Source organism: Qipengyuania citrea, from assembly GCF_009828015.1.
Taxonomy (GTDB): domain Bacteria; phylum Pseudomonadota; class Alphaproteobacteria; order Sphingomonadales; family Sphingomonadaceae; genus Qipengyuania; species Qipengyuania citrea.
This window is the reverse complement of record NZ_WTYG01000002.1, coordinates 783,552-804,302: the sequence shown is the minus strand read 5'-3', so window position 1 is coordinate 804,302 and position 20,751 is coordinate 783,552. Positions and strand designations below refer to the sequence as shown.

At 65.5% G+C, this 20,751-nt stretch carries 20 protein-coding genes and 1 tRNA gene; 16 read left to right on the top strand and 5 right to left on the bottom strand.

The window, feature by feature from the left end; all coding sequences use genetic code 11:
- The first annotated feature begins 215 nt into the window (after positions 1 to 215).
- The 4 genes from tkt to GRI55_RS09390 are packed head-to-tail and all read left to right on the top strand — an operon-like array spanning position 216 to position 4,912.
- Entirely contained in the window at positions 216 to 2,207 is a 1,992-nt protein-coding gene (gene tkt, locus GRI55_RS09405) for a transketolase (RefSeq protein WP_160766935.1), read from the top strand.
- A gap of 15 nt (positions 2,208 to 2,222) precedes the next feature.
- Complete coding sequence (gap, locus tag GRI55_RS09400; RefSeq protein ID WP_160766934.1) at positions 2,223 to 3,230, top strand: type I glyceraldehyde-3-phosphate dehydrogenase; 1,008 nt, start codon at positions 2,223 to 2,225, stop codon at positions 3,228 to 3,230.
- 30 nt (positions 3,231 to 3,260) lie between these two features.
- Positions 3,261 to 4,460 carry a phosphoglycerate kinase gene (locus GRI55_RS09395; RefSeq protein ID WP_160766933.1) on the top strand — a complete coding sequence of 400 codons (1,200 nt, stop codon included), beginning with the start codon at positions 3,261 to 3,263 and terminating at the stop codon, positions 4,458 to 4,460.
- On the top strand, positions 4,457 to 4,912 hold the full coding sequence (locus tag GRI55_RS09390) for a PaaI family thioesterase (protein ID WP_050600692.1): 456 nt from the start codon (positions 4,457 to 4,459) through the stop codon (positions 4,910 to 4,912). The genes GRI55_RS09395 and GRI55_RS09390 overlap by 4 nt, the downstream gene beginning before the upstream one ends.
- Positions 4,913 to 4,930: 18 nt before the next feature.
- Here GRI55_RS09390 and GRI55_RS09385 read toward each other — a convergent pair whose 3' ends face one another.
- A complete protein-coding gene (locus GRI55_RS09385; RefSeq protein WP_160766932.1) occupies positions 4,931 to 5,689 on the bottom strand; it encodes a flavodoxin family protein in 759 nt (252 codons plus the stop codon).
- A 218-nt stretch (positions 5,690 to 5,907) separates the two neighbouring features.
- On the opposite strand from GRI55_RS09385, the gene GRI55_RS09380 reads away from it, so the two are divergent.
- Positions 5,908 to 6,795 (top strand): fructose bisphosphate aldolase, encoded by an 888-nt coding sequence (locus GRI55_RS09380; RefSeq protein ID WP_160766931.1) that lies wholly within the window; start codon positions 5,908 to 5,910, stop codon positions 6,793 to 6,795.
- A gap of 3 nt (positions 6,796 to 6,798) precedes the next feature.
- On the opposite strand, the gene GRI55_RS09375 is transcribed toward GRI55_RS09380, so the two are convergent.
- Positions 6,799 to 7,272, bottom strand: coding sequence for a hypothetical protein (locus GRI55_RS09375; protein WP_082835677.1), 474 nt, complete (start codon positions 7,270 to 7,272; stop codon positions 6,799 to 6,801).
- Here GRI55_RS09375 and thiE point away from each other — a divergent pair.
- The 3 genes from thiE to GRI55_RS09360 are packed head-to-tail and all read left to right on the top strand — an operon-like array spanning position 7,271 to position 9,893.
- Positions 7,271 to 7,909, top strand: coding sequence for a thiamine phosphate synthase (thiE, locus tag GRI55_RS09370; protein ID WP_160766930.1), 639 nt, complete (start codon positions 7,271 to 7,273; stop codon positions 7,907 to 7,909). The two genes, GRI55_RS09375 and thiE, sit on opposite strands and share 2 nt — an antisense overlap.
- 50 nt (positions 7,910 to 7,959) lie before the next feature.
- Positions 7,960 to 9,183: a L,D-transpeptidase family protein gene (locus GRI55_RS09365; RefSeq protein ID WP_160766929.1), complete on the top strand. Its 1,224-nt coding sequence runs from the start codon at positions 7,960 to 7,962 to the stop codon at positions 9,181 to 9,183.
- Positions 9,184 to 9,200: 17 nt separating this feature from the next.
- Positions 9,201 to 9,893 carry a M23 family metallopeptidase gene (locus GRI55_RS09360; RefSeq protein ID WP_160766928.1) on the top strand — a complete coding sequence of 231 codons (693 nt, stop codon included), beginning with the start codon at positions 9,201 to 9,203 and terminating at the stop codon, positions 9,891 to 9,893.
- Here GRI55_RS09360 and GRI55_RS09355 read toward each other — a convergent pair whose 3' ends face one another.
- Complete coding sequence (locus GRI55_RS09355; RefSeq protein ID WP_050600684.1) at positions 9,894 to 10,262, bottom strand: hypothetical protein; 369 nt, start codon at positions 10,260 to 10,262, stop codon at positions 9,894 to 9,896.
- 141 nt (positions 10,263 to 10,403) lie between these two features.
- Between GRI55_RS09355 and efp the strand changes: the two genes are divergently transcribed.
- The 7 genes from efp (at position 10,404) to GRI55_RS09320 (ending at position 17,284) form a co-directional block, all read left to right on the top strand.
- Positions 10,404 to 10,967: an elongation factor P gene (gene efp, locus GRI55_RS09350; RefSeq protein WP_050600683.1), complete on the top strand. Its 564-nt coding sequence runs from the start codon at positions 10,404 to 10,406 to the stop codon at positions 10,965 to 10,967.
- 4 nt (positions 10,968 to 10,971) lie between these two features.
- Complete coding sequence (locus tag GRI55_RS09345) at positions 10,972 to 11,322, top strand: hypothetical protein (RefSeq protein ID WP_063505120.1); 351 nt, start codon at positions 10,972 to 10,974, stop codon at positions 11,320 to 11,322.
- Positions 11,323 to 11,332: 10 nt separating this feature from the next.
- Positions 11,333 to 12,154, top strand: a complete 822-nt coding sequence (locus tag GRI55_RS09340) for an inositol monophosphatase family protein (protein WP_050600681.1) — start codon at positions 11,333 to 11,335, stop codon at positions 12,152 to 12,154.
- 42 nt (positions 12,155 to 12,196) lie between these two features.
- Positions 12,197 to 12,280 (top strand) — tRNA-Leu (locus GRI55_RS09335).
- Positions 12,281 to 12,328: 48 nt separating this feature from the next.
- Positions 12,329 to 14,128, top strand: a complete 1,800-nt coding sequence (locus tag GRI55_RS09330) for an SLC13 family permease (protein ID WP_197458066.1) — start codon at positions 12,329 to 12,331, stop codon at positions 14,126 to 14,128.
- On the top strand, positions 14,125 to 15,822 hold the full coding sequence (locus GRI55_RS15240; RefSeq protein WP_160766927.1) for a sulfatase-like hydrolase/transferase: 1,698 nt from the start codon (positions 14,125 to 14,127) through the stop codon (positions 15,820 to 15,822). The genes GRI55_RS09330 and GRI55_RS15240 overlap by 4 nt, the downstream gene beginning before the upstream one ends.
- A 127-nt stretch (positions 15,823 to 15,949) precedes the next feature.
- A complete protein-coding gene (locus tag GRI55_RS09320) occupies positions 15,950 to 17,284 on the top strand; it encodes an amidohydrolase (RefSeq protein WP_160766926.1) in 1,335 nt (444 codons plus the stop codon).
- Between the two features lie 84 nt (positions 17,285 to 17,368).
- Here the strand turns inward: GRI55_RS09320 and GRI55_RS09315 are convergent, their stop codons facing one another.
- Both GRI55_RS09315 and GRI55_RS09310 read right to left on the bottom strand, forming a co-directional pair.
- A complete protein-coding gene (locus GRI55_RS09315; RefSeq protein ID WP_369795408.1) occupies positions 17,369 to 17,560 on the bottom strand; it encodes a hypothetical protein in 192 nt (63 codons plus the stop codon).
- 11 nt (positions 17,561 to 17,571) lie between these two features.
- A complete protein-coding gene (locus GRI55_RS09310; protein ID WP_160766925.1) occupies positions 17,572 to 19,170 on the bottom strand; it encodes an isocitrate lyase in 1,599 nt (532 codons plus the stop codon).
- A 141-nt stretch (positions 19,171 to 19,311) separates the two neighbouring features.
- Here GRI55_RS09310 and GRI55_RS09305 point away from each other — a divergent pair, with 141 nt between their 5' ends.
- The gene (locus GRI55_RS09305; RefSeq protein ID WP_063535401.1) at positions 19,312 to 20,694 is read left to right on the top strand and encodes a short-chain fatty acyl-CoA regulator family protein; all 1,383 of its coding nucleotides are present in this window, start codon (positions 19,312 to 19,314) and stop codon (positions 20,692 to 20,694) included.
- Positions 20,695 to 20,751: the final 57 nt, after the last annotated feature.

Sequence of the window (20,751 nt, the reverse complement as noted above, 5' to 3'; positions counted from 1 at the left end):
TCCGATCGAGGGCATTTGTAATTCGCTGCGAAGTCATGACTCGCACAAATTACCAAGATTGCTGCGCCAAGGCAAAGGTTTGCCCCGCGCTGTTGATAAGTGGAATGAGGCGGCTGCGCGCTGTGCATCGCGGCCGGGGCGGGTTGACCTCGCGCCTACGCTCCGCGAAGGCTTCGCGCGCGTCGAATCGACCCAGTTTCCGGAGAATAAATCCCATGAGTCTTGCCACCGCTCGCATGGTCCAGATGGCCAATGCCATCAGGGCACTTTCGATGGATGCGGTGCAGGCGGCGAATTCGGGGCACCCCGGCATGCCGATGGGCATGGCCGATGTCGCGACCGTGCTGTGGAGCGACTATCTCAAGCACGATCCCGCCGCACCCGATTGGGCGGATCGCGACCGCTTCGTGCTCAGCGCGGGCCATGGCTCAATGCTGATCTACAGCCTGCTCCACCTGTCGGGCTATGCCGCCCCGACGATGGAGGATATCCGCAATTTCCGCCAGCTTGGCAGCCCCTGTGCCGGGCACCCGGAGAACTTCCTGCTCGACGGCGTCGAAAGCACCACCGGCCCGCTGGGGCAGGGTTTGGCGATGGCGGTCGGCATGGCGATTGCCGAGCGGCACCTCAACGCGGGTTTCGGTGACGACATCGTCGACCACCGCACCTGGGTGATCGCGGGTGACGGCTGCCTGATGGAAGGCATCAACCACGAAGCGATCGGTCTTGCCGGCCATCTCAAGCTCGGCCGCATGAACGTGCTGTGGGACGACAACAACATCACTATCGACGGGACCACCGACCTGTCGACTAGCGAAGACATCAAGGCGCGCTACGAAGCGACCGGCTGGCATGTCGTCAGCTGCGACGGGCACGATTTCGACGACATCCGCCGCGCGCTCGATGAAGCGATGGCCGACGAACGGCCCTCGCTGGTCGCGTGCAAGACGGTGATCGGCAAGGGTTCGCCCAACAAGCAGGGCACCAGTGCCACCCACGGCGCACCGCTGGGCGACGATGAAATTGCGGCAGTTCGCGAAGCGCTGGGCTGGGACGCGGCGCCGTTCGAAATTCCCGAACAGGTGCTGTCCGACTGGCGCGGGACGGCCGAGCGTGGTTCGGCGGCGCGCGCCGAATGGCGCAACCGGCTCGAGGCGCATGGCGACAAGGCCGAATTCGAACGCCGGATGGCGGGCGATCTTCCCGAGAGTTTCAGTCTGGACACTTATATCCAGTCGCTGATCGACGAACCGCAGAAGGTCGCGACGCGCAAGGCGAGCGAGATGACGCTGGGCGAAATCAACGCCAATCTGCCCGATACGATCGGCGGCAGCGCCGACCTGACCGGGTCCAACAACACCAAGGCGGGCGGCATCGGCCCATTCACCGCCGACGACCGCAGCGGACGCTATATCTATTACGGCATCCGCGAATTCGGCATGGCCGCGGCGATGAACGGCATGGCGCTGCATGGCGGGGTGATCCCTTATGGCGGCACCTTCCTGGTGTTCACCGACTATTGCCGCGCCGCGATCCGCCTGTCCGCGCTGCAGCAGGCCCGCGTGGTCTATGTCATGACGCATGACAGCATCGGGCTGGGCGAAGACGGGCCGACGCACCAGCCGATCGAACACATCCAGTCGCTGCGGATGATCCCGAACCTGCTGGTTATGCGCCCGGCGGATACGGTCGAAACCGCCGAATGCTGGGACATCGCGCTGCGCGAGAAGGACCGCCCGACGGTTCTTGCGCTGACCCGCCAGGGGCTGCCGCAGCTGCGCACCGAGGCGGCTTCGGAGAACCTCAGCCGGCGCGGGGCCTATCGCCTGAAAGCCGCCGAATCCCCGCGCCGGGTCATCCTGATCGCGACCGGATCGGAAGTCAGCCTGGCGACCGAATGCGCCGCCGAACTGGAAAAGGCGGGCATCGGCGCGGACGTCGTGTCGATGGTCTGCACCCAGCTGTTCGACGAGCAGGACGATGCCTACAAGGCCGAGCTGCTGCCCGATGTTTCGCCCGACGAAACGCTTCGCGTCAGCATCGAGGCGGGGACGACATTCGGCTGGGATCGCTACACGATGACCAACGGTCTGCGGATCGGCATCGACCGCTTCGGTGCCAGCGCGCCGGCGGGTGATCTGTTCGAGAAATTCGGCTTCACTGCGGACGCCATCGTTCCGCAAATCATGAACAAACTGAACGGTTAAGCAGGAGTTTTTGCAATGGCGACGAAGGTTGCAATCAACGGTTTTGGACGTATCGGCCGCCTCGTGGCGCGCGCCATTCTCGAGCGTGACGATCACGATCTCGAACTCGTCAGCATCAACGACCTGGCCGACACCAAGTCGAATGCGCTGCTGTTCCAGTATGACAGCACCCATGGCCGTTTCCCCGGCACGGTCGAGGTCGGCGACAATGCGATCATCGTCAACGGCAAGTCGATCGCGGTCACCAGCGAGCGCGATCCGGGCGACCTGCCGCATGGCGATCAGGGCGTCGACATCGTCCTCGAATGCACCGGCTTCTTCCAGAGCCATGAAGCGGCCGAACCGCATCTCAAGGCAGGCGCCAAGCGCGTCCTGATCTCGGCTCCGGCCAAGAACGTTTCGGCCACGATCGTCTACGGCGTGAACCACGAAACGCTCAGCGCCGAGGACGTGATCGTCTCGAACGCCAGCTGCACCACCAACTGCCTCTCGCCGATGGCCAAGGTGCTGCACGACACCGTCGGCATCGAGCGCGGTTTCATGACCACGATCCACAGCTACACCAACGACCAGCGCATGCTCGACCAGATGCATGGCGACATGCGCCGGGCCCGCGGCGGCGCGCAGAACATGATCCCGACGACCACCGGCGCGGCGCGCGCGGTCGGTCTCGTCCTGCCCGAACTGGCGGGCAAGCTCGACGGTTCGAGCGTGCGTGTGCCGACGCCGAACGTCAGCCTCGTCGACCTCGTCTTCACCCCCGGCCGCGACACCAGCGCCGAGGAACTGAACGCGGCGCTCAAGGAAGCCGCCGAAGGCAAGATGAAGGGCGTGCTCGACTATACCGACCAGCCGCTCGTCAGCAGCGATTTCAACCACTACCCCGCCAGCTCGACCATCGACAGCCTCGAAACCAGCGTGATGGAAGGCAAGCTTGCCCGCGTCGTCAGCTGGTACGACAATGAATGGGGCTTCTCGAACCGCATGATCGACACCGCCGGCGTGATGGCGAAGTTCCTCTAACGCCAAGTTCCGCCAAAGGACGCCCGACCAATGAGCAGCTTCAAGACCCTGGACGATCTCGGTGATATCACCGGCAAGGTCGCGCTGGTACGCGTCGATCTCAACCTGCCGATGAAGGATGGTTCGGCCACCGACGTCTCGCGCGTCGAGGCGGTCAAGCCGACCATCCTCGAACTCGCAGAAAAGGGTGCCAAGGTCCTGTTGCTCGCGCATTACGGGCGTCCCAAGGGCCAGCGCTTCTCGACCATGAGCACCAGCTTCGTGCAGGGCGATGTCGAGAAGGTGCTGGATAAGGAGATCATGTTCATCCCCGAGGTCATGGGGCCCGTGGTCGAACAGTCGATCGGCATCCTTGCCAATGGCGATATCGGCCTGCTCGACAATGTCCGCTTCTGGCCGGGCGAGGAAGCCAACGATCCCGAATTCGCGCGGGGTATGGCCGCGCATGGCGACTTCTACGTCAACGACGCGTTCAGCGCGGCGCACCGCGCACATGCCAGCACCGAGGGGCTGGCGCACCATCTCCCGGCCTATGCGGGCCGCGCGATGGAAGCCGAACTGAAGGCGCTTGACGCCGCGCTGGGTAATCCCGAAGCGCCGGTGGCCGCGGTCGTCGGCGGGGCCAAGGTCTCGACCAAGCTCGACGTGCTGACCAATCTGGTCGGCAAGGTGCAGCACCTGATCATCGGCGGCGGGATGGCGAACACCTTCCTCGCCGCCAAGGGTGTCGATGTCGGCAAGTCGCTGTGCGAACACGAGCTTACCGCCACCGCCAATCGTATCATCGACGAAGCCGCGCATGCGGGCTGCACGGTCCACCTGCCCTATGATGTCGTGGTGGCAAAGGAATTCGCCGCCAACCCCGCGTCCCTGCGTACCTGCAACGTCCACGAGGTTGCGGATGACGAGATGATCCTCGATGTCGGCCCGCTGGCGACCGAGGCGCTCGCCGACGTGCTCAAGACCTGCCGTACGCTGGTGTGGAACGGCCCGATGGGCGCATTCGAGACCGAACCTTTCGACACCGCCACCGTCGCGCTGGCGCGGACCGCCGCGGCGCTGACGCAGGACGGTTCGCTGATCTCGGTCGCGGGCGGGGGCGATACGGTCGCCGCACTCGCGCATGCCGGGGTGAAGGACGAGTTTACCTTTGTCTCGACCGCGGGCGGCGCCTTCCTCGAATGGATGGAAGGCAAGCCGCTTCCCGGCGTGGCGGCGCTGACCGCATGAGCGAGAACGAAGCAGTAGGCGCGAGCGGCGGGCTCGTACCCGTCACCGAGGGCGAGTGGGCCGGCTGGTCGACCTGGCAGAGCGATGCTTTCGAGCAGCGCGCGGGGCCGTTCTACGAACGGCGCGATGACGACGGCAGCATGGTCGCCGCCTTCCGCGCGGAGGAGCGCCACATGAACGGCGCTGGCTTCATGCACGGCGGCTGCATGATGACCTTCGCCGACAGTGCGATCTTCACCATCGCGACCGACGAACTCGCCGGATCGCATGGCGTCACCATGCATCTCGCGGGCGATTTCCTCGATCCGGCCAGCGTCGGCCAGTTGATCGAGGCGCGCGGCGAAGTCGTCCGCGCGGGCGGCAAGACGATCTATGTCGTCGGCATGATCCGTGCCGACGGCAAGCCGGTGCTGAGCTTCAACGGCATTATCCGAAAGATCACGCGCCGCTAGACCCCGCAGGCACGCGTACTAACGATACTCAGGATTGGGCGCGTCGAAGCGGCGGCCTTCCTGCCACAAATCGACCGAATTGCCCCATGCGGGAATGCCGCCCGCATCCTTCAGCATGCGTGCCATGTGCATCAGGTTCCACGTCATGAAGGTGGTGTTGCGGCGGGTGAAGTCATTGTCGAAGCCTTCGTAGCCCTGGCCGTCTTCCCTGGCGTCGCCATAGCTTGGACCAGGCCCGGCCTCGCCGACCCAGCCGGCGTCGGCCTGCGGCGGGATGGTGTAGCCGACATGCTGCAGTGAATAGAGCACGCCCATACCGACATGCTTGATGCCGTCTTCATTGCCGGTGACGATGCAGCCGCCGACCTTGCCGTAGAACACGTACTGGCCCTTGTCGTTGGTCTGGCCCGAATGCGCGTAGAGGCGCTCGATCAGTCGCTGGCAGACCGAGCTTTTCTCCCCCAGCCAGATCGGCGTGCCGACGATCAGGATGTCGGCGGCCTCGACCTTTTTCCAGATCGCGGGCCAGTCGTCCCGCTCGGCGCCCTGTTCGGTCATGTCGGGATAGACGCCCGGCGCGATCGTGTGATCGACCAGCCGCACCTGCTCGAGCGTCACCTCGTTGCGCACGAGGATCGCCTCGGCAACGCCCAGCAACTTGTCGGTATGCGAACCGCCGGGGCTGGGCTTGAGCGTGCAATTGATGGTCAACGCCTTGAGATCCGAAAAATCGGTGGTGTTGTCGTCGCACAGTTTGCGCTGGGTATCGTCGAGCATGCGTCCTCCTTGGGTCTGGTGAAACTACGCATGGGCGGCGCGATAGTTACCGCGCGGCATCCGCGGCTTGCCTTGCTTTGCGCGAAGCCCGCCACCGTGGCCGTCTTGTGCGCCGGCAAGGCTGCGGATTTTGTTGCCCCCGCAGTTGCAGGGGTTGGGGGCCTTTTGTATGCGCCGCATACGAATGCAGTACCACTACCAGCGACGGGGTTTTCCAGATGACGTTCGATGAAATGAAGGCGCGTATTGCCGAGGGCCAGGGCTTTATCGCGGCGCTCGACCAGTCGGGCGGTTCGACCCCCAAGGCACTGGCCGGTTACGGTGTTGCCGAGGATGCCTGGACCACCGAAGACGAGATGTTCGGCCTGATCCATGAAATGCGCCAGCGGATCATCGAAAGCCCCTGCTTCGGCAATGGCAAGGTCATCGGCGCGATCCTGTTCGAAAAGACCATGGAAGGCGCCAGCGGCGGCAAGAGCGTGCCCGCGCGGCTCAAGGAACGCGGCATCGTGCCCTTCCTCAAGGTCGACAAGGGCCTGGCCGAGGAACGCGACGGCGCGCAGTTGATGAAGCCCAATCCGGGCCTGGAAGACATGTGCAACCGCGCGCGTGAGCTGGGCGTCTTCGGCACCAAGATGCGGTCGGTGATCAAGTCGGCCAATCCGGTCGGGATCAAGGAAGCCGTCCGCCAGCAATTCGCCGAAGGTGCGCGCATCCTGTCCTGCGGTCTCGTCCCCATGCTCGAGCCGGAATACGACATCACCGCCGCCGACCGCGCCGAGGGCGAGAAGATCATGCTCGAAGCGATCGAGGAAGGCCTCGTCGCGCTGCCCGAAGGCCAGCAGATCATGCTCAAGCTGTCGATCCCCAAGAAAGCCGGGATCTATGGCGGGCTGACCAACCATCCCAAGGTGCTGCGCGTGGTCGCGCTCTCGGGCGGCTATTCGACCGAGGAGGCCTGCAGCGAGCTGGCCAAGAACCCCGGCATGATCGCCAGCTTCAGCCGCGGCCTGCTGCAGGATCTGCGCGCCACGCAAAGCGACGAGGAATTCGACGGCACGCTGTCGGGCGCGATCGACCAGATCCACGCCGCCAGCGTTGCCTGAACGCTACTGGCGTTCGAAGACGAACCGATAATCGCCGGCGGGGATGTCTCCGCCGGCCGTTGGCAACGGAGCAGCAGTGGCCAGCACATAGGTGCGGCCCATCACTTCGTAGGGATCGCCCAGCGTCAATGGGGCGGTCTGCGTCCAGTGTGTCGCCGCGATGCGCGTCGACACGGTCAGTTCGCCCCCGTGGAAGCACTGCACGTCCGCCGGGCAGCGCGTGTCCTCGATGATCGCCAGCGGCGTCAGGATCGCATCGCCCGCCCACACCGGGCTGCCGATGGCGACCGCGCTGCCCTGGCTGGCGGCATCGCCATTGCCGCGGGGCGTATCGGGAATGATGGCGCAGGCGGCGGTCAGCGGGGCGATCAGGGCGGCGGCGAGATAGGCTTTCATGCCTGCGGTAGAGGCGCCGGCTGCTTTCGTATCGCTGAACAGGTGACGCGGCGCGGCAATGGTCTTATGGGCGCCAGCCATGACCGATTGCCAATTGTACCTCATCTCTCCGCTCGATGTGACGGGCGACTTTCCCCAACGTCTCGAGCGCGCGCTGGATGCCGGCCCCGGGCTGGCCACCGCCTTCCAGTTCCGCGTCAAGGATATCGACCAGCACGAAGCTGCGCGGCTGGCCGAACCGCTGCAGGCGATCTGCGCGGCCCGCGACGTGGCCTTCATCGTCAATGACGATGTCGCGCTGGCCAAGCGGCTCGGCGCCGATGGCGTGCATCTGGGGCAGGGCGATGGCGATGTCCGAGATGCGCGCGAGGAACTTGGCCGCGAAGCGCAGATCGGGGTGACCTGCCATGCCTCGCGCCATCTCGCGATGGAAGCGGGCGAGGGCGGGGCCGATTACGTGGCGTTCGGCGCCTTCTTCGACAGCACCACCAAGGCGAGCGAGCACCGGCCCGAGCCGGAGATCCTCGAATGGTGGAGCACGGTGTTCGAAATCCCCTGCGTGGCAATCGGCGGGATCACGCCTGCCAATTGCGCGCCGATCCTGGCGGCGGGTGCGGACTTCCTGGCCGTGTCCGGCGCGGTCTGGAACGGCGACGAAGTCGCGGCGGTTAAGGCCTTCGCCCAGCGGATCGGCGCGGAGCAAAACGGGGCGGCGTGAGTTGGCTATCCTGAAAGGGCGGTAAAGCCCTGATTTCAGGAGCTCTCCCCATGCGCAATTTCATCCTCGCCACCGTGTCCTCGCTCGCGCTGGTCGCTTGCGGCGGGCAGGAACCCGATGCTTCGCCCGAAGCCGCGACCGAGACCGCCGCTGCGAGCGGCAGCGAGCATGGCTACGAAACGCGCGGCAGCGACAATCTGGCCGACACCATGGCGTCGGACGATGCGAGCTACATGGCTGATGGCGCGACGCCGGACAGCGACGCGGCGAACGACATTCCCGATTCGACCGAACGGCCGGTCATGCAGGCGCAGGTCGTGCTCGACCGTATCGGCTTCGGCCCCGGCGTGATCGACGGCAAGATGGGCATGAGCACCGAAAACGCGCTGCGCGGTTTCCAGGAGGCCAACGATCTCGAGGTGACGGGCAGACTGGACCAGCCAACCAAGACCGCGTTGGCCGAATGGGAGCGGATCCCCGCCACCCGCGTGGTGACGGTACCCGACAGCTGGGCCGAAGCCGAATACACCGACATGCCCGACAGCGTGGCCGGCAAGGCGAAGCTCGACCGATTGGGCTACAAATCGCTCGATGAACGGCTGGCCGAACGGTTTCACACCACCGTCGAGGTGCTGCGCGAACTGAACCCGGGCGGACGACCGGCGGGCAGCAGCGCATCCGCCGACGCCGGCCCCTACGATGGCGCCAATGCGCAGGCCGCGGACGGGCAGGCCGGTGGCGGCTATTTCATGGCCGGGCAGCAATTGCGCGTACCCAATATCGGCGCGGACCGGATCGCTCCGGGGGCGATCGCCGATGCTGACTGGCAGCGCACGCTCGCCTCGCTCGGCGTCGGCACCGAACAGACCGCGGTCGACCGGATCGTCGTCAGCAAGGCGGGCAAGACGCTCAAGGCCTATAGCGGGGACAAGCTAGTTGCGCTGTTCACCGTCAGCTCGGGATCGAGCGAGTTCCCGCTTCCGCTGGGCGAATGGGATATCGTCGGTGAAGCCTACAACCCGCCCTACAGCTACGATCCCGAAGTGCTCGGCAATGGTGACGGCGAAACCTATACGCTTGCCGCGGGGCCCAACTCGCCAGTGGGCGTCGTGTGGATCGACCTGAGCAAGGAACATTACGGGATCCACGGCACGCCCCACCCCGAAACCATCGGCCGCGCGCAGTCGAGCGGCTGTGTCCGGCTGACCAATTGGGATGCCGCGCGGCTGGCCGGAATGGTCTCGCAATCGACGCGGGTGCTTTTCGAGGCCTGAACGGGTAGGCTGTGCGCATGAACCTCGTCGACCGCATCCTCACCATCGTCATCACCGCTACCATTACCAGCGCGATCTGGATCGTGGCGGGGGGCAGCCTGATCGAAAACGCAACCAGCGTCAGCCAGCGCAACGCCACGCGTCCGGCGGAGGCTGCGCCGAGCCCGCAGCCCGAACAGGCAGCGGATGACGGGGAAGACACGGCAAACACCGGAACGCCCACCGGCGAACCGCTCGATCTCGATGCGCCGGTCGCGCCCAGCAGCGAACAGTCGCGCCAGTTGCTGGTCCCGGTGAAGAACATCCGCGCCAGCGACCTCAGCGATACCTACAGCGATTCGCGCAGCAGCGGTTCACGCCTGCACGAGGCGATCGATATCATGGCGCCCAAGGGCACCAGCGTGCGTTCGGCCGCGCCGGGAACGGTTGAGAAGCTGTACCGCTCGGATGTCGGCGGCAACACCATCTACATCCGTTCGACCGACGGTTTGACAATCTATTACTACGCCCATCTCGACGCCTATGCCGAAGGACTGCAGGAAGGCCAGCGCGTGCGCCGCGGGCAGCGGCTGGGCACGGTGGGCAGTTCGGGCAATGCCTCGCAGGATGCGCCGCACCTGCATTTCGCGATCCTTCAGACCACCGCGGATGCCGAATGGTGGGAGCCCGCCAATGCGGTCAATCCTTACCCGCTGCTGACGGGGCAGTGATCAGTCCCGCACCGGCCCGGTGCGGTGGCAGCGCAGGCGGCCCAGCTTGCCACCGGGCTCGATCTGCTGGAGCAGGCCCGATCCCAGCCGCATCATCTTCATCCCGCGCATCGGTCCGCGGGTGAAGGTGACCGTCTTGCCTTCCATCAGATAGGTCCCGCTGCCGCGCGGCGTGCGATAGCTCGACCCGCCGGTGATGGAAAAATCGCGGCCTTCCTGTTCGATCCAGGCAGCCCCCGTCGCATCGCCCGGAAGTGCGCAGACATAGGCGCCCTGGTCGAGCAGCAACAACCGCCCCTGCGCCGCGGCAGGGGTGAGCGCGAAGCCGGCCAGCGCGGCGAACAGGGCAGGGGTGAAAAATCGTCTCATGGTAACCGTCCGCCCGCGATATAGGGATTGGCTGCGCGTTTTTCCACTCGCTTGCCCGCGCGGCCATGCTCGGCTAAGGCGCGCGGCACACGATCGCTCGATAGGCGATCCGCTCTTTTACAAGTCGAAGGTAGCTTCCCCATGAAGATCAGCGGCGTGGACATCCGTCCGGGCAACATCATCGAATACGAAAAAGGTATCTGGAAGGTCGCCAAGATCCAGCATACCCAGCCCGGCAAGGGCGGCGCCTACATGCAGGTCGAGATGAAGAACCTGCAGGATGGCCGCAAGACCAACGTGCGCTTCCGCAGCGCCGATACGGTCGAGAAGGTCCGGCTGGACACGGCCGAGTATCAGTTCCTTTACGAAGATGGCGACATGCTCGTCTTCATGGACCAGACGAATTACGAACAGATCACGCTGCCCAGCGACCTGCTGGGCGACGCGCGGCCGTTCCTCCAGGACGGCATGCAGGTGAAGCTCGAACTGTGGGAAGAAAAGCCCATCTCGGTCGAACTGCCCGCGCAGATCGAAGCCGAAATCGTAGAGGCCGATGCCGTCGTGAAGGGGCAGACCGCCTCCTCCAGCTACAAGCCCGCCGTGCTCGACAACGGCGTGCGCATCATGGTCCCGCCGCATATCGAAAGCGGCACGCGGATCGTGGTCGACGTCTACGAACAGAGCTACGTCGGCAAGGCCAGCTAACCGCATGGGCAAGTCCATCGCCAGCCGGTTCGAGAACATCGATGTCACGCGCAGCGTCTTGCGCGCGGTGATCATCAACGATGACGAACTGACGCTGGAGATGGACTTCTGCCTCGAGCCCGCGCACCCCGATTACGAAACGCCGGGCGCGGGCGACGACTGCTGCTTCCATCCGGGCCTGCTCAAATTCGCCGGGATCTCGAAGCTTGGCCTCGAGCGCGCCGAGCATCCCGACCAGACCCAGCGCCGCTTCGCGATCCAGTCCTTCAACATCGAAGGCACGAAGTTCGACATGGCCTGCGAATGGGGCACGATCCACCTCCAGGCGCGTTCGATCCGCGTCCTTACCGAATAAGAGAGTTTCCATGGCCGTTCTATCGGGTGTCATCCGCGTAATGGAGAAAGCCGCGCGCAAGGCGGGTGGCCGCCTGCGCCGCGACTTCGGCGAAGTCGAGCACCTCCAGGTGAGCCGCAAGGGCCCGGCGGACTTCGTCTCCAAGGCCGACCGCATCGCCGAACGCACCCTCTACGACGAACTGCTCGCCGCGCGCCCCGACTGGGGCTTCGTGATGGAAGAAGCGGGCGTCATCGAAGGCGACGAGAACAAGCCCCGCTGGATCGTCGACCCGCTCGACGGGACCAGCAACTTCCTCCACGGCATCCCCCATTTCGCGATCAGCATCGCAGTGCAGGAACCCAAGCTCGGCGGCGGCGGCTGGGGCGATGTCACTGCCGGAGTGATCTACAACCCGGTGACCGACGAGACCTTCTGGGCCGAGAAAACGCGCGGCGCATGGCTGCACGACGGCCGCCTGCGGGTCTCGGCGCGGCGCAATCTGGCTGACTCGCTGATCGCCACCGGCATTCCCTTCCAGGGGCATGGCGATTTCGGTGACTGGACCAAGATCTTCGCTGCCATCGGGCCGCAGGTCGCGGGCATCCGCCGGTTCGGCGCGGCCTCGCTCGACCTCGCATGGCTGGCCGCGGGCCGGTTCGACGGCTTCTGGGAAAGCGACCTCAACGACTGGGATACCGCGGCGGGCTGCCTGATTGTGCGCGAGGCCGGCGGCTTCGTGTCCGATTTCCGCGGCCGTTCGCAGCCGATCCATGCCAAGCAGATCCTTGCCGCCAATGATGCGCTGCATTCGAAGCTGCACAAATTGCTGGCGAATGCGCTGAAGGCTTGATGCCGGCCGAGGGCGCGGCTAACCCCGCGCTCCCGACCCAGTGCCCCTGTGGCGGAATTGGTAGACGCGCTCGACTCAAAATCGAGTTTCTTTGAAGTGCCGGTTCGAGTCCGGCCAGGGGTACCAAACTAAATGCTTGCACATCCAGACGGAGTTTGGGATTCCCGTGCCTGAATGATCGGGGTCCCTTCCTACCATGCAATAGCGGCGATGGGCATCACCATCGCCATGTTCATTGCCTTTGCGCGCGGGCGCATGTCGGTGGAGATCATCTCGCTGATGACGATCGCCGTCATCGCGGTGGGGCTGTATTTCTTCCCGCTCGACGACACGCAGCCGATCGACGGCTTGAGCCTCGCATTTTCGGGTTTCGGCCATTACGCTCTGATCACCATTTGCGCGCTGATGATCATGGGGCGCGGGCTGGTGGTCACCGGCGCGCTCGATCCCGCGGCGCGTTTCCTCGAGCGGTTGTTCAAGATCAACCTCCAGCTGGGCCTGCTGTTCTCGCTGGTGGTGACCTTCCTGCTGTCGATGGGGGTCAACAACACGCCGGTGCTGGTGCTGCTCATGCCGATCTTCGTCCAGCTGGCGATGCGCGGCGCGATGGCGGCGTCGAAAACGCTGATCCCGCTCAATGCGGCATCGCTGATGGGCGGCATGGCCACCACCATCGGCACGTCCACCAATATCCTCGTCGTGTCGATCGCGGTCGATTTGGGGATGCCCGAAATGGGCGTCTTCCACTTCACTCCGATCGTGCTGATCGCCTCGCTGGTGGCGCTGCCCTTCGTATGGATCGTCATGCCGCGCATGCTGGGCGACAACCGGATCGAGACGGTCCATGCCCAGCGCCTGTTCGAAACCCGCCTGCGCGTGACCGAGGATTCGATCCTCAACGGGCGCCAGCTGTCGGAACTGCAGTCGCGCCTGCCGGCCGGGATCGAGTTCCACGACGTTCCGGTCGGCCTGCTGCGCCCGCAGCACCGGCTGCGGATGACGGGGACGCATGAAGCGATCGAGGAGGCGATGGCTACGCTGCGCGGCGATGCGGCGCCCAGCTGGGTGATCGACCGCATCCGCCGCCGCTCGAGCGAGACGCGCACCGACATCGCGGTCGGCGAGATGATCGTCACTGCGGATTCGCGGCTAATCGGGCGGACGCTGCCAAGCTCGGGGATCGCCGACCTGTTCGGCGTGGCGGTGATCGGGACCCACCGTCCCGCGCGCCTGGTGGGCGAGAAAGAACAGTTTTCCGAAGTCGGCGACATGCGCTTTGCCGAAGGCGACGTGCTGTTGGTGATGGGCCTGCCCGATGACATGCAGCACTTTGCCCGCTCGGACAGCCTGCTGCAGCTCGAGGGGGTCCGCGAATTGCCCCGCCGGTCGAAAGCGACGCTGGCGGCGGCGATCATGGGCGGTTCGATCGCCTTCGCTTCGGTCGGGCTGGTGCCGATCGCCATCGCGTCGCTGGCCGGGGCGATCCTGATGTTCGTGACCGGCTGCGTGCGGTTCGACCGCGTCGGGCGGGGGTTGTCGGGCAGCGTTATCGTGCTGGTCGCCGCCAGCATCGCGCTGGGCCGGGTCATCCTCGACAGCGGGGCCGCCGACTGGATCGGCGGGGTAATGGCCTTCGGGCTGGAATACCTGTCCGCGCCCGCGGCGCTGGCCGCGATCATGCTGACAATGACCTTCCTCACCAATTTCGCCTCGAATGCGACCGCGGCAACGGTGGGCACGCCAATCGCCTTTGCCATTGCCGCAAAGCTGGATCTCCCGCCCGAGCCGCTGGTGCTGGCGGTGCTGTTCGGCTGCAACCTGTGTTACGCGACCCCGATCGCCTACCAGACCAACATGCTGATCATGGCGGAAGGGTCGTATGAGTTTAAGGACTATGTCCGCACCGGGGTGCCGCTGGTCCTGATCATGGTCACGTTGCTGTCGGTCGGCCTGGCCGTCACCTATCAATTGTGATTGCCGAGAGCGCGCGGCCGCGACGGTTCGCGAAGCCCGCGCTGCTGGCCTTGTACGGCATCCTGTTCCTGCCCGAGTTCTTCGACCGCCTGCGCGATATCGGCGGGATCGCAGGGCCGCTTGCCTATACCGTGCTGGTCTTGGCGGCGCTGTGCGGCATAATCGGTGCCGCCTACACCGCCAATGCGCTGCTGCGCGGGGGCCTCGCACTGCTGCTGTTCGCCGCCAGCTTCGTAATCGAAGCCTATGCCCGCTCCTCGCTCGAATTCCTCACCTATGGCGCGTTCATCGACCTCATCACCGCGGCCGAGTTTGCCGGGGATGCAATGGACCAGAACGAAGCTGCATTGTGGCGCAGCCTGCCGGGACCGGCGGTCCTGCTGATCGCAGTGGCGTGGCCGCCGCGCCGCCGGGCGCGTACCCGCGCCAACACGCCGGCACTGGCCATGCCCGCGGCGCTCGTCCTGTTCACGCTGCTTGCCTTTACGCGCGGCGGAGACGGGCTCAAGGCGCTACCGGGCGGCTATGCCGCGCTCAGCTATGCCGTCCTGGCGGCGTATGAGCGAGCGGCAGGCGATCTCGGGCCGCGCAAGGGCATCTCGATCGCACATGTCCGGGCGCCGCTGTACCGCGATATCGTGCTGATCGTCGATGAAAGCATCTCGGGCCACTATCTCGATATCAACCATCCGCGCGGGGTGCGTTCTGGCCTTGCGGAGGCGCGGCCCGGGGTCGAGATCGCCAATTTCGGAGTGGCCGCTTCGGCGACCAACTGCAGCGCCGGTTCCAATCTCGTGCTGCGTTTTGCCGGGACGCGGGACAGCTACCGCCGCGACATCGCGGTCGGGCCCTCGCTGTGGGACTATGCCGCGCATGCCGGGCTGGAGACGGTCTATATCGATGCCCAGCGTTCCGGCGGCGCGATGCAGAACCAGATGACGCCGCGCGAACGCGAGCGCATCGACCGCTTCATCCAGTTCGGCGGGCTGGCGGTGCGGGACCGCGACATGGCCGTTGCCGACCGGCTCGCGCACTTGCTGGGCGACGGCACTGCGTCCTTCATCCTGATCAACAAGGTCGGGGCGCATTTCCCGATCCACGACAAGTTTCCCGACAGCCATGCCCGCTACCGGCCGATCCTGCCGCGCGGCGGCTTCCTCGATGTGACCGATACCGGATCGCGCACCGGCTTCGGCGGTTCGCAGGCGGACTGGCGGCGCTACCGCAATTCCTATCGCAACACGCTCGAATGGAGCGTCGGTGCCTTTTTCGACCGGCTGCTGGAGCGCGCCGAGCTGGCCGATGCGCTGGTCATCTATACAGCCGATCACGGGCAGAACCTGCATGAAGGCGGCAAGGGCGGGACGACCACGCATTGCTCGGTCGACCCGCGGCCCGAGGAAGGCGCGGTGCCGCTGGTGGTGCTGCAGGGCGGGGCGGGGGCGCTCGCGTTCACGCCCGGCGGGGCTGCCAGCCACTACATGATCGCTCCGACGCTGCTGGCAGCGATGGGATACGACCGCGAGGCCGTGCGCGCGCGCAGCGGCGGGGCGCTCGACGAACCATCGCGCGATCCGGCGACCTTCAACTATCTCTACAACGCGCGGCTCAACCGCGAGCCGCGCTGGCGCGAGGTCGATCCCGCGGCGCTGGCCCCGGTCCCCGACGACCCGGAGACGGGGAGGCCATTCTGATCGCCGGCGTCTTTCCTGCCGCGCCGCTCCGTGACACAAGGCAGCCGCAAGTTTCGCGGGTCCGGCAACGCGCGTTTTCTGCCGCGGGCCCGCGTTCCAACTGTTCCATCCAATAGGGAGAGCCGAGATGGTTTCCAAATTCACTTCTACCGCGCTGGCGGCGCTGGCCGTGGCCACCGCAGCGCCAGCCCAGGCGAACGACCTGCGCGAGACGCTGGCGGCCGATATGCCCGAGCTGATGGAACTCTATCGCGACCTGCATGCGAACCCCGAACTCAGCTTCGAGGAGCACGAGACCGCGGCCAAGCTGGCCGCGCGGATGCGCGCGCTGGGTTTCGAAGTGACCGAGGGTGTCGGACGCACGGGCGTGGTCTCGGTGATGCGCAATGGCGATGGGCCGACCGTCCTCCTGCGCGCCGACATGGACGGCCTCCCGGTGGTCGAGCAGACCGGGCTGCCCTATGCCTCGACGCAGACTGCCACGCCCGCCAGCGGCGTGACCACCGGCGTGATGCATGCCTGCGGCCACGACACACACATGGCGGGCTTCATCGGTGCCGCGCGCCTGCTGGTCGATCACAAGGACCAGTGGCAGGGCACGCTGGTGATGGTGCTGCAACCGGCGGAGGAGATCGGCCTCGGCGCGCTCGCGATGCTCGATGACGGGCTTTATACCAAGTTCCCCAAGCCCGATTACGCGCTGGCATTCCACGATGCCGCCGCGCCCGCCCCGGCGGGGACCATCGGCTACACGCCCGGCTATGCACTGGCCAATGTCGACAGCGTCGACATCACGGTGAAGGGCATCGGCGGGCACGGTGCCTATCCGCACACCACGGTCGATCCGGTGGTGCTGGCCAGCGCGATAGTGATGAAGCTGCAGACGGTGGTCAGCCGCAGTTCCTCGCCGCTCGATCCCGCCGTGATCACCGTGGGCAGCTTCCATGCCGGGGCCAAGCACAACATCATCAGCGACGAAGCGAAATTGCAGCTGACGGTGCGCAGCTATTCGGACGAGAGCCGCCAGCTACTGCTCGACGGGATCCGGCGGGTGGCGCGCGGCGAGGCGATCACGGCCGGACTGCCCGAGACCCTGATGCCCGAAATCACCGTCGAGGACCCCTATACGCCGTCGACCTTCAACGATCCCGATTTCAGCGAGAGCATCGCGGCGGGTTTCCGGCAGCGGTTCGGCGATGAGCGGGTCATGGAATGGCCGGCGGTCATGGGCGGCGAGGATTTCAGCCAGTTCCGCCGGGCCGCGCCAGAGGACGTCAAATCGATGATCTTCTGGATCAGCGGTACGCCGCAACCGCTGCTCGACCGGCTCGAAGAGGACGGCACGCCGCTGCCTTCGCTGCATTCGCCCTTCTGGGCGCCCGATGCGGAGAAGGTGATTGCGACCGGTGCCGAGGCTCTCGCATCGGCGGCGATCAGGCTGATGCCGAACGAGGGAAGCTGACGCCCGATAAAAGTGTGGCCGCCGGAGCGTTTGGGGTCGCTCCGACGGCCGTATTCTCCTCCCCAGGAGAACTGTTGATCGGGTCTAGTCTTCCGCGGGGACGTAGGTCCCGAGGCGGTGGTGCAGGGCGTTGATCCGGGCCAGCTCCTCGCGGTCGTCGGTGGCGCGGGCGTAATGCGTCAGCGCCGTCCGCAGGAGGCGGAAGTCCGCCGTCGAGAAGAGCGCCCGGGCGCGGCCCGGTTCGGTCTTCGGAGTGTCGTCTGCCATAGTCGTCATCCTTCCTCTCCTTAGGCGGCTGCGAACTGGTTCATCGTGTTGTCCTTGCCGCCGGCCTTGAGGGCCGCTTCACCGGCGAAGTATTCCTTGTGATCGTCGCCGACGTCCGAACCAGCCATGTTCTGGTGCTTCACGCAAGCGATACCCTGACGGATTTCTTCGCGCTGCACGTTCTTGACGTAGCCGAGCATCGCCTGTTCCCCGAAATATTCTTTGGCGAGGTTGTCGGTGCTCAGCGCAGCCGTGTGGTAGGTCGGCAGCGTGATCAGGTGATGGAAGATGCCGGCGCGCTTCGAACCATCGGCCTGGAAGGTGCGGATCTTCTCGTCGGCTTCGGCGGCAAGGTCGGTGCCGTCGTAATCGACGCTCATCAGCCGGTCGCGGTCATAGGCGGAGACGTCCTTGCCCGCTTCGGCCCAGGCATCATAGACCTGCTGGCGGAAGTTGAGCGTCCAGTTGAAGCTGGGCGAGTTGTTGTACACCAGCTTGGCGTTGGGGACGACTTCGCGGACCCGGTCGACCATGCCGGCGATCTGCTCGACATGCGGCTTCTCGGTTTCGATCCACAGCAGGTCGGCCCCTGCTTCCAGCGCGGTGATGCAGTCGAGCACGCAGCGGTCTTCGCCGGTTCCGGGACGGAACTGGTACAGGTTGCTGGGCAGGCGCTTGGGCGCCAGCAGCTTGCCGTCGCGGCTGATGAAGACCTGGCCGTTCTTGATGTCGGCGGCATCGACTTCGTCGCAATCGAGGAAGCTGTTGTACTGGTCGCCGAGGTCGCCGGGTTCCTTCGAATAGGCGATCGACTTGGTCAGCCCGGCGCCGAGGCTGTCGGTGCGGGCGACGATGATGCCTTCGGGAACGCCCAGTTCGAGGAAGGCATAGCGGATCGCGCGAATCTTCTGGTGGAATTCCTCATGCGGCACGGTGACCTTGCCGTCCTGGTGACCGCACTGCTTTTCGTCCGACACCTGGTTCTCGATCTGGAGCGCGCAGGCACCGGCTTCGATCATCTTCTTGGCGAGCAGGTAGGTCGCCTCGGCATTGCCAAAACCGGCGTCGATATCGGCGATGATCGGCACGACGTGCGTCTCGTGGTCGTCGATGGCCTTCTGCAGGCGCTGTGCTTCCACCTGGTCGCCGGCATCGCGGGCCGCGTCGAGATCGCGGAACATCATGCCCAGTTCGCGGGCATCGGCCTGCTTGAGGAAGGTGTAGAGTTCCCCGATCAGATTGGGGACCGAGGTCTTTTCATGCATCGACTGGTCGGGCAGCGGGCCGAATTCGCTGCGCAGCGCGGCGACCATCCAGCCCGAGAGATAGAGGTAGCGGCGCTTGGTGTTGCCGAAATGCTTCTTGATCGAGATCATCTTCTGCTGCGCGATGAAGCCGTGCCACGTACCGAGCGACTGGGTGTAGTTGGCGGGGTCGCGGTCGTAGGCCTCCATGTCTTCGCGCATGATCTTCGCGGTGTAACGGGCAATGTCGAGACCCGTGCGGAAGCGGTTCTGGACGACCATGCGCGCGGCGCTTTCGCCATCGATGGCGCCCCAGGGCGCGCCATTGGCGGCGATGGTCTGGTTCATTTCTTCGATCCGGTCCGAATAGCTCACGGGGGAACTCCTTATTGGTCTGATTTCGGAGACCCTGATGGCCCGATAGCCCGACTGATGACAGGGAAATTTACAAATTATCTTGTATATCGCGCCCCCGCGCCGCTAATGGGCCTGTAAAGTTGTAAAGAAAGTGACACCGTGACCGAGGAATCGCTTTTCGCCGGCCCGGCAATCCGGCGGCTTCGTAAGCGCGAGGGCCTGACGCAGGCGGCCGCCGCCAAACGGCTCGATATCTCGCCCAGCTACCTAAACCTGATCGAGCGCAACCAGCGCCCCGTCAGCGCGCGGGTGATGATGCAGTTGGTCTCGCAGTTCGATTTCGATCCCCGCTCGCTCCGCGGCGACGAGGCTATCGGAGGCGTCGAGGGCCTCATCCGCCGGTTCGCCGACGAGCGGTTTGCCGATCTCGGGATCGACCGCGATGAAGTGCAGGAATTTCTCGCCGCGTCCCCGCAGCTCGCTTCCGCATTCGCGCGGCTTTACGACAAGGCGGGACCGGCGGGGCTAGAGGCTGACGATCCGCTGTCCGCCTCGCGCCGCGAAATCGAGCGCTGGCGCAACCATTTTGCCGATCTGGACAACGCCGCGGAGGAGCTGGCGGACGAGATGCGCCTGTCGCGGGGGGACATCGGGATCGCCCTGACCGAACGCCTGCGCGAACGCCACCAGCTGTCCGTACGGATCTTGCCGCGCGACATCCTGCCCGGCAGCCTGCGCCGGCTCGACCTGCATGCCCGGCAGATCCAGCTGTCCGAAATGCTCAGCATGCCTTCGCGCAATTTCCAGCTGGCGCTGCAGATCGCGCAGCTCGAATTCGCCGACGTCATCGAAGCGGTCGCGCGCGGCGCGCGGTTCGATGACGAGGCGGCCCGGGCGCTGTTCGAACGGCATCTCACCGGCTATGTCGCGGCAGCGCTGATCATGCCCTATGGCCGGTTCCTGCGCGCCTGCGAGGCCACCGGCTACGATCTGCCGGTTCTCGAACGGCGTTTCGCGGTCAGCTTCGAACAGCTTGCCCACCGGCTGACCACGCTCCAGCGGGTGGGCCAGCGCGGGCTGCCCTTCTTCATGATCCGGCTCGACCGGGCCGGCCAGTTTTCCAAGACGATTACCGGTGCCAGCACCGCGCGTTTCGTCGATTCCGCCAGCAGCTGCCCGCTGTGGCACGCGCACCGCGCGTTCGACCGCGCAGGGGAGTTGCAAGTCCAGTTCGTCACCCCCGACAATGCCGCAGACCGCGAAGGTGGCTGGCTGACGATGGCCCGCACGGTGGAGGGCAGCGGTGCGCCGGGCGAAGCGCAATTCGTCGTCGCGCTGGGGATCGAGGCGGTGCTGGCGACCGATCTGGCGCATGCGCGCGGCGTATCGCTGCGCACTGACGATGCGCAGCCGATCGGGCCCGGCTGCGCGCGCTGCCACCGCGAGGGATGCAGCCAGCGGTCCTTGCCGCCGCTGGGCCGCAAGCTGGCCTTCGACCGCACGCGGCGCGGCGTGACCCCGTTCGAATTCGAAGTGGCCTAGCCGCGCGCACAGTCCTGATCGGATCGCTTACAGGCGTGATGTGTAAAGTTTACCGAC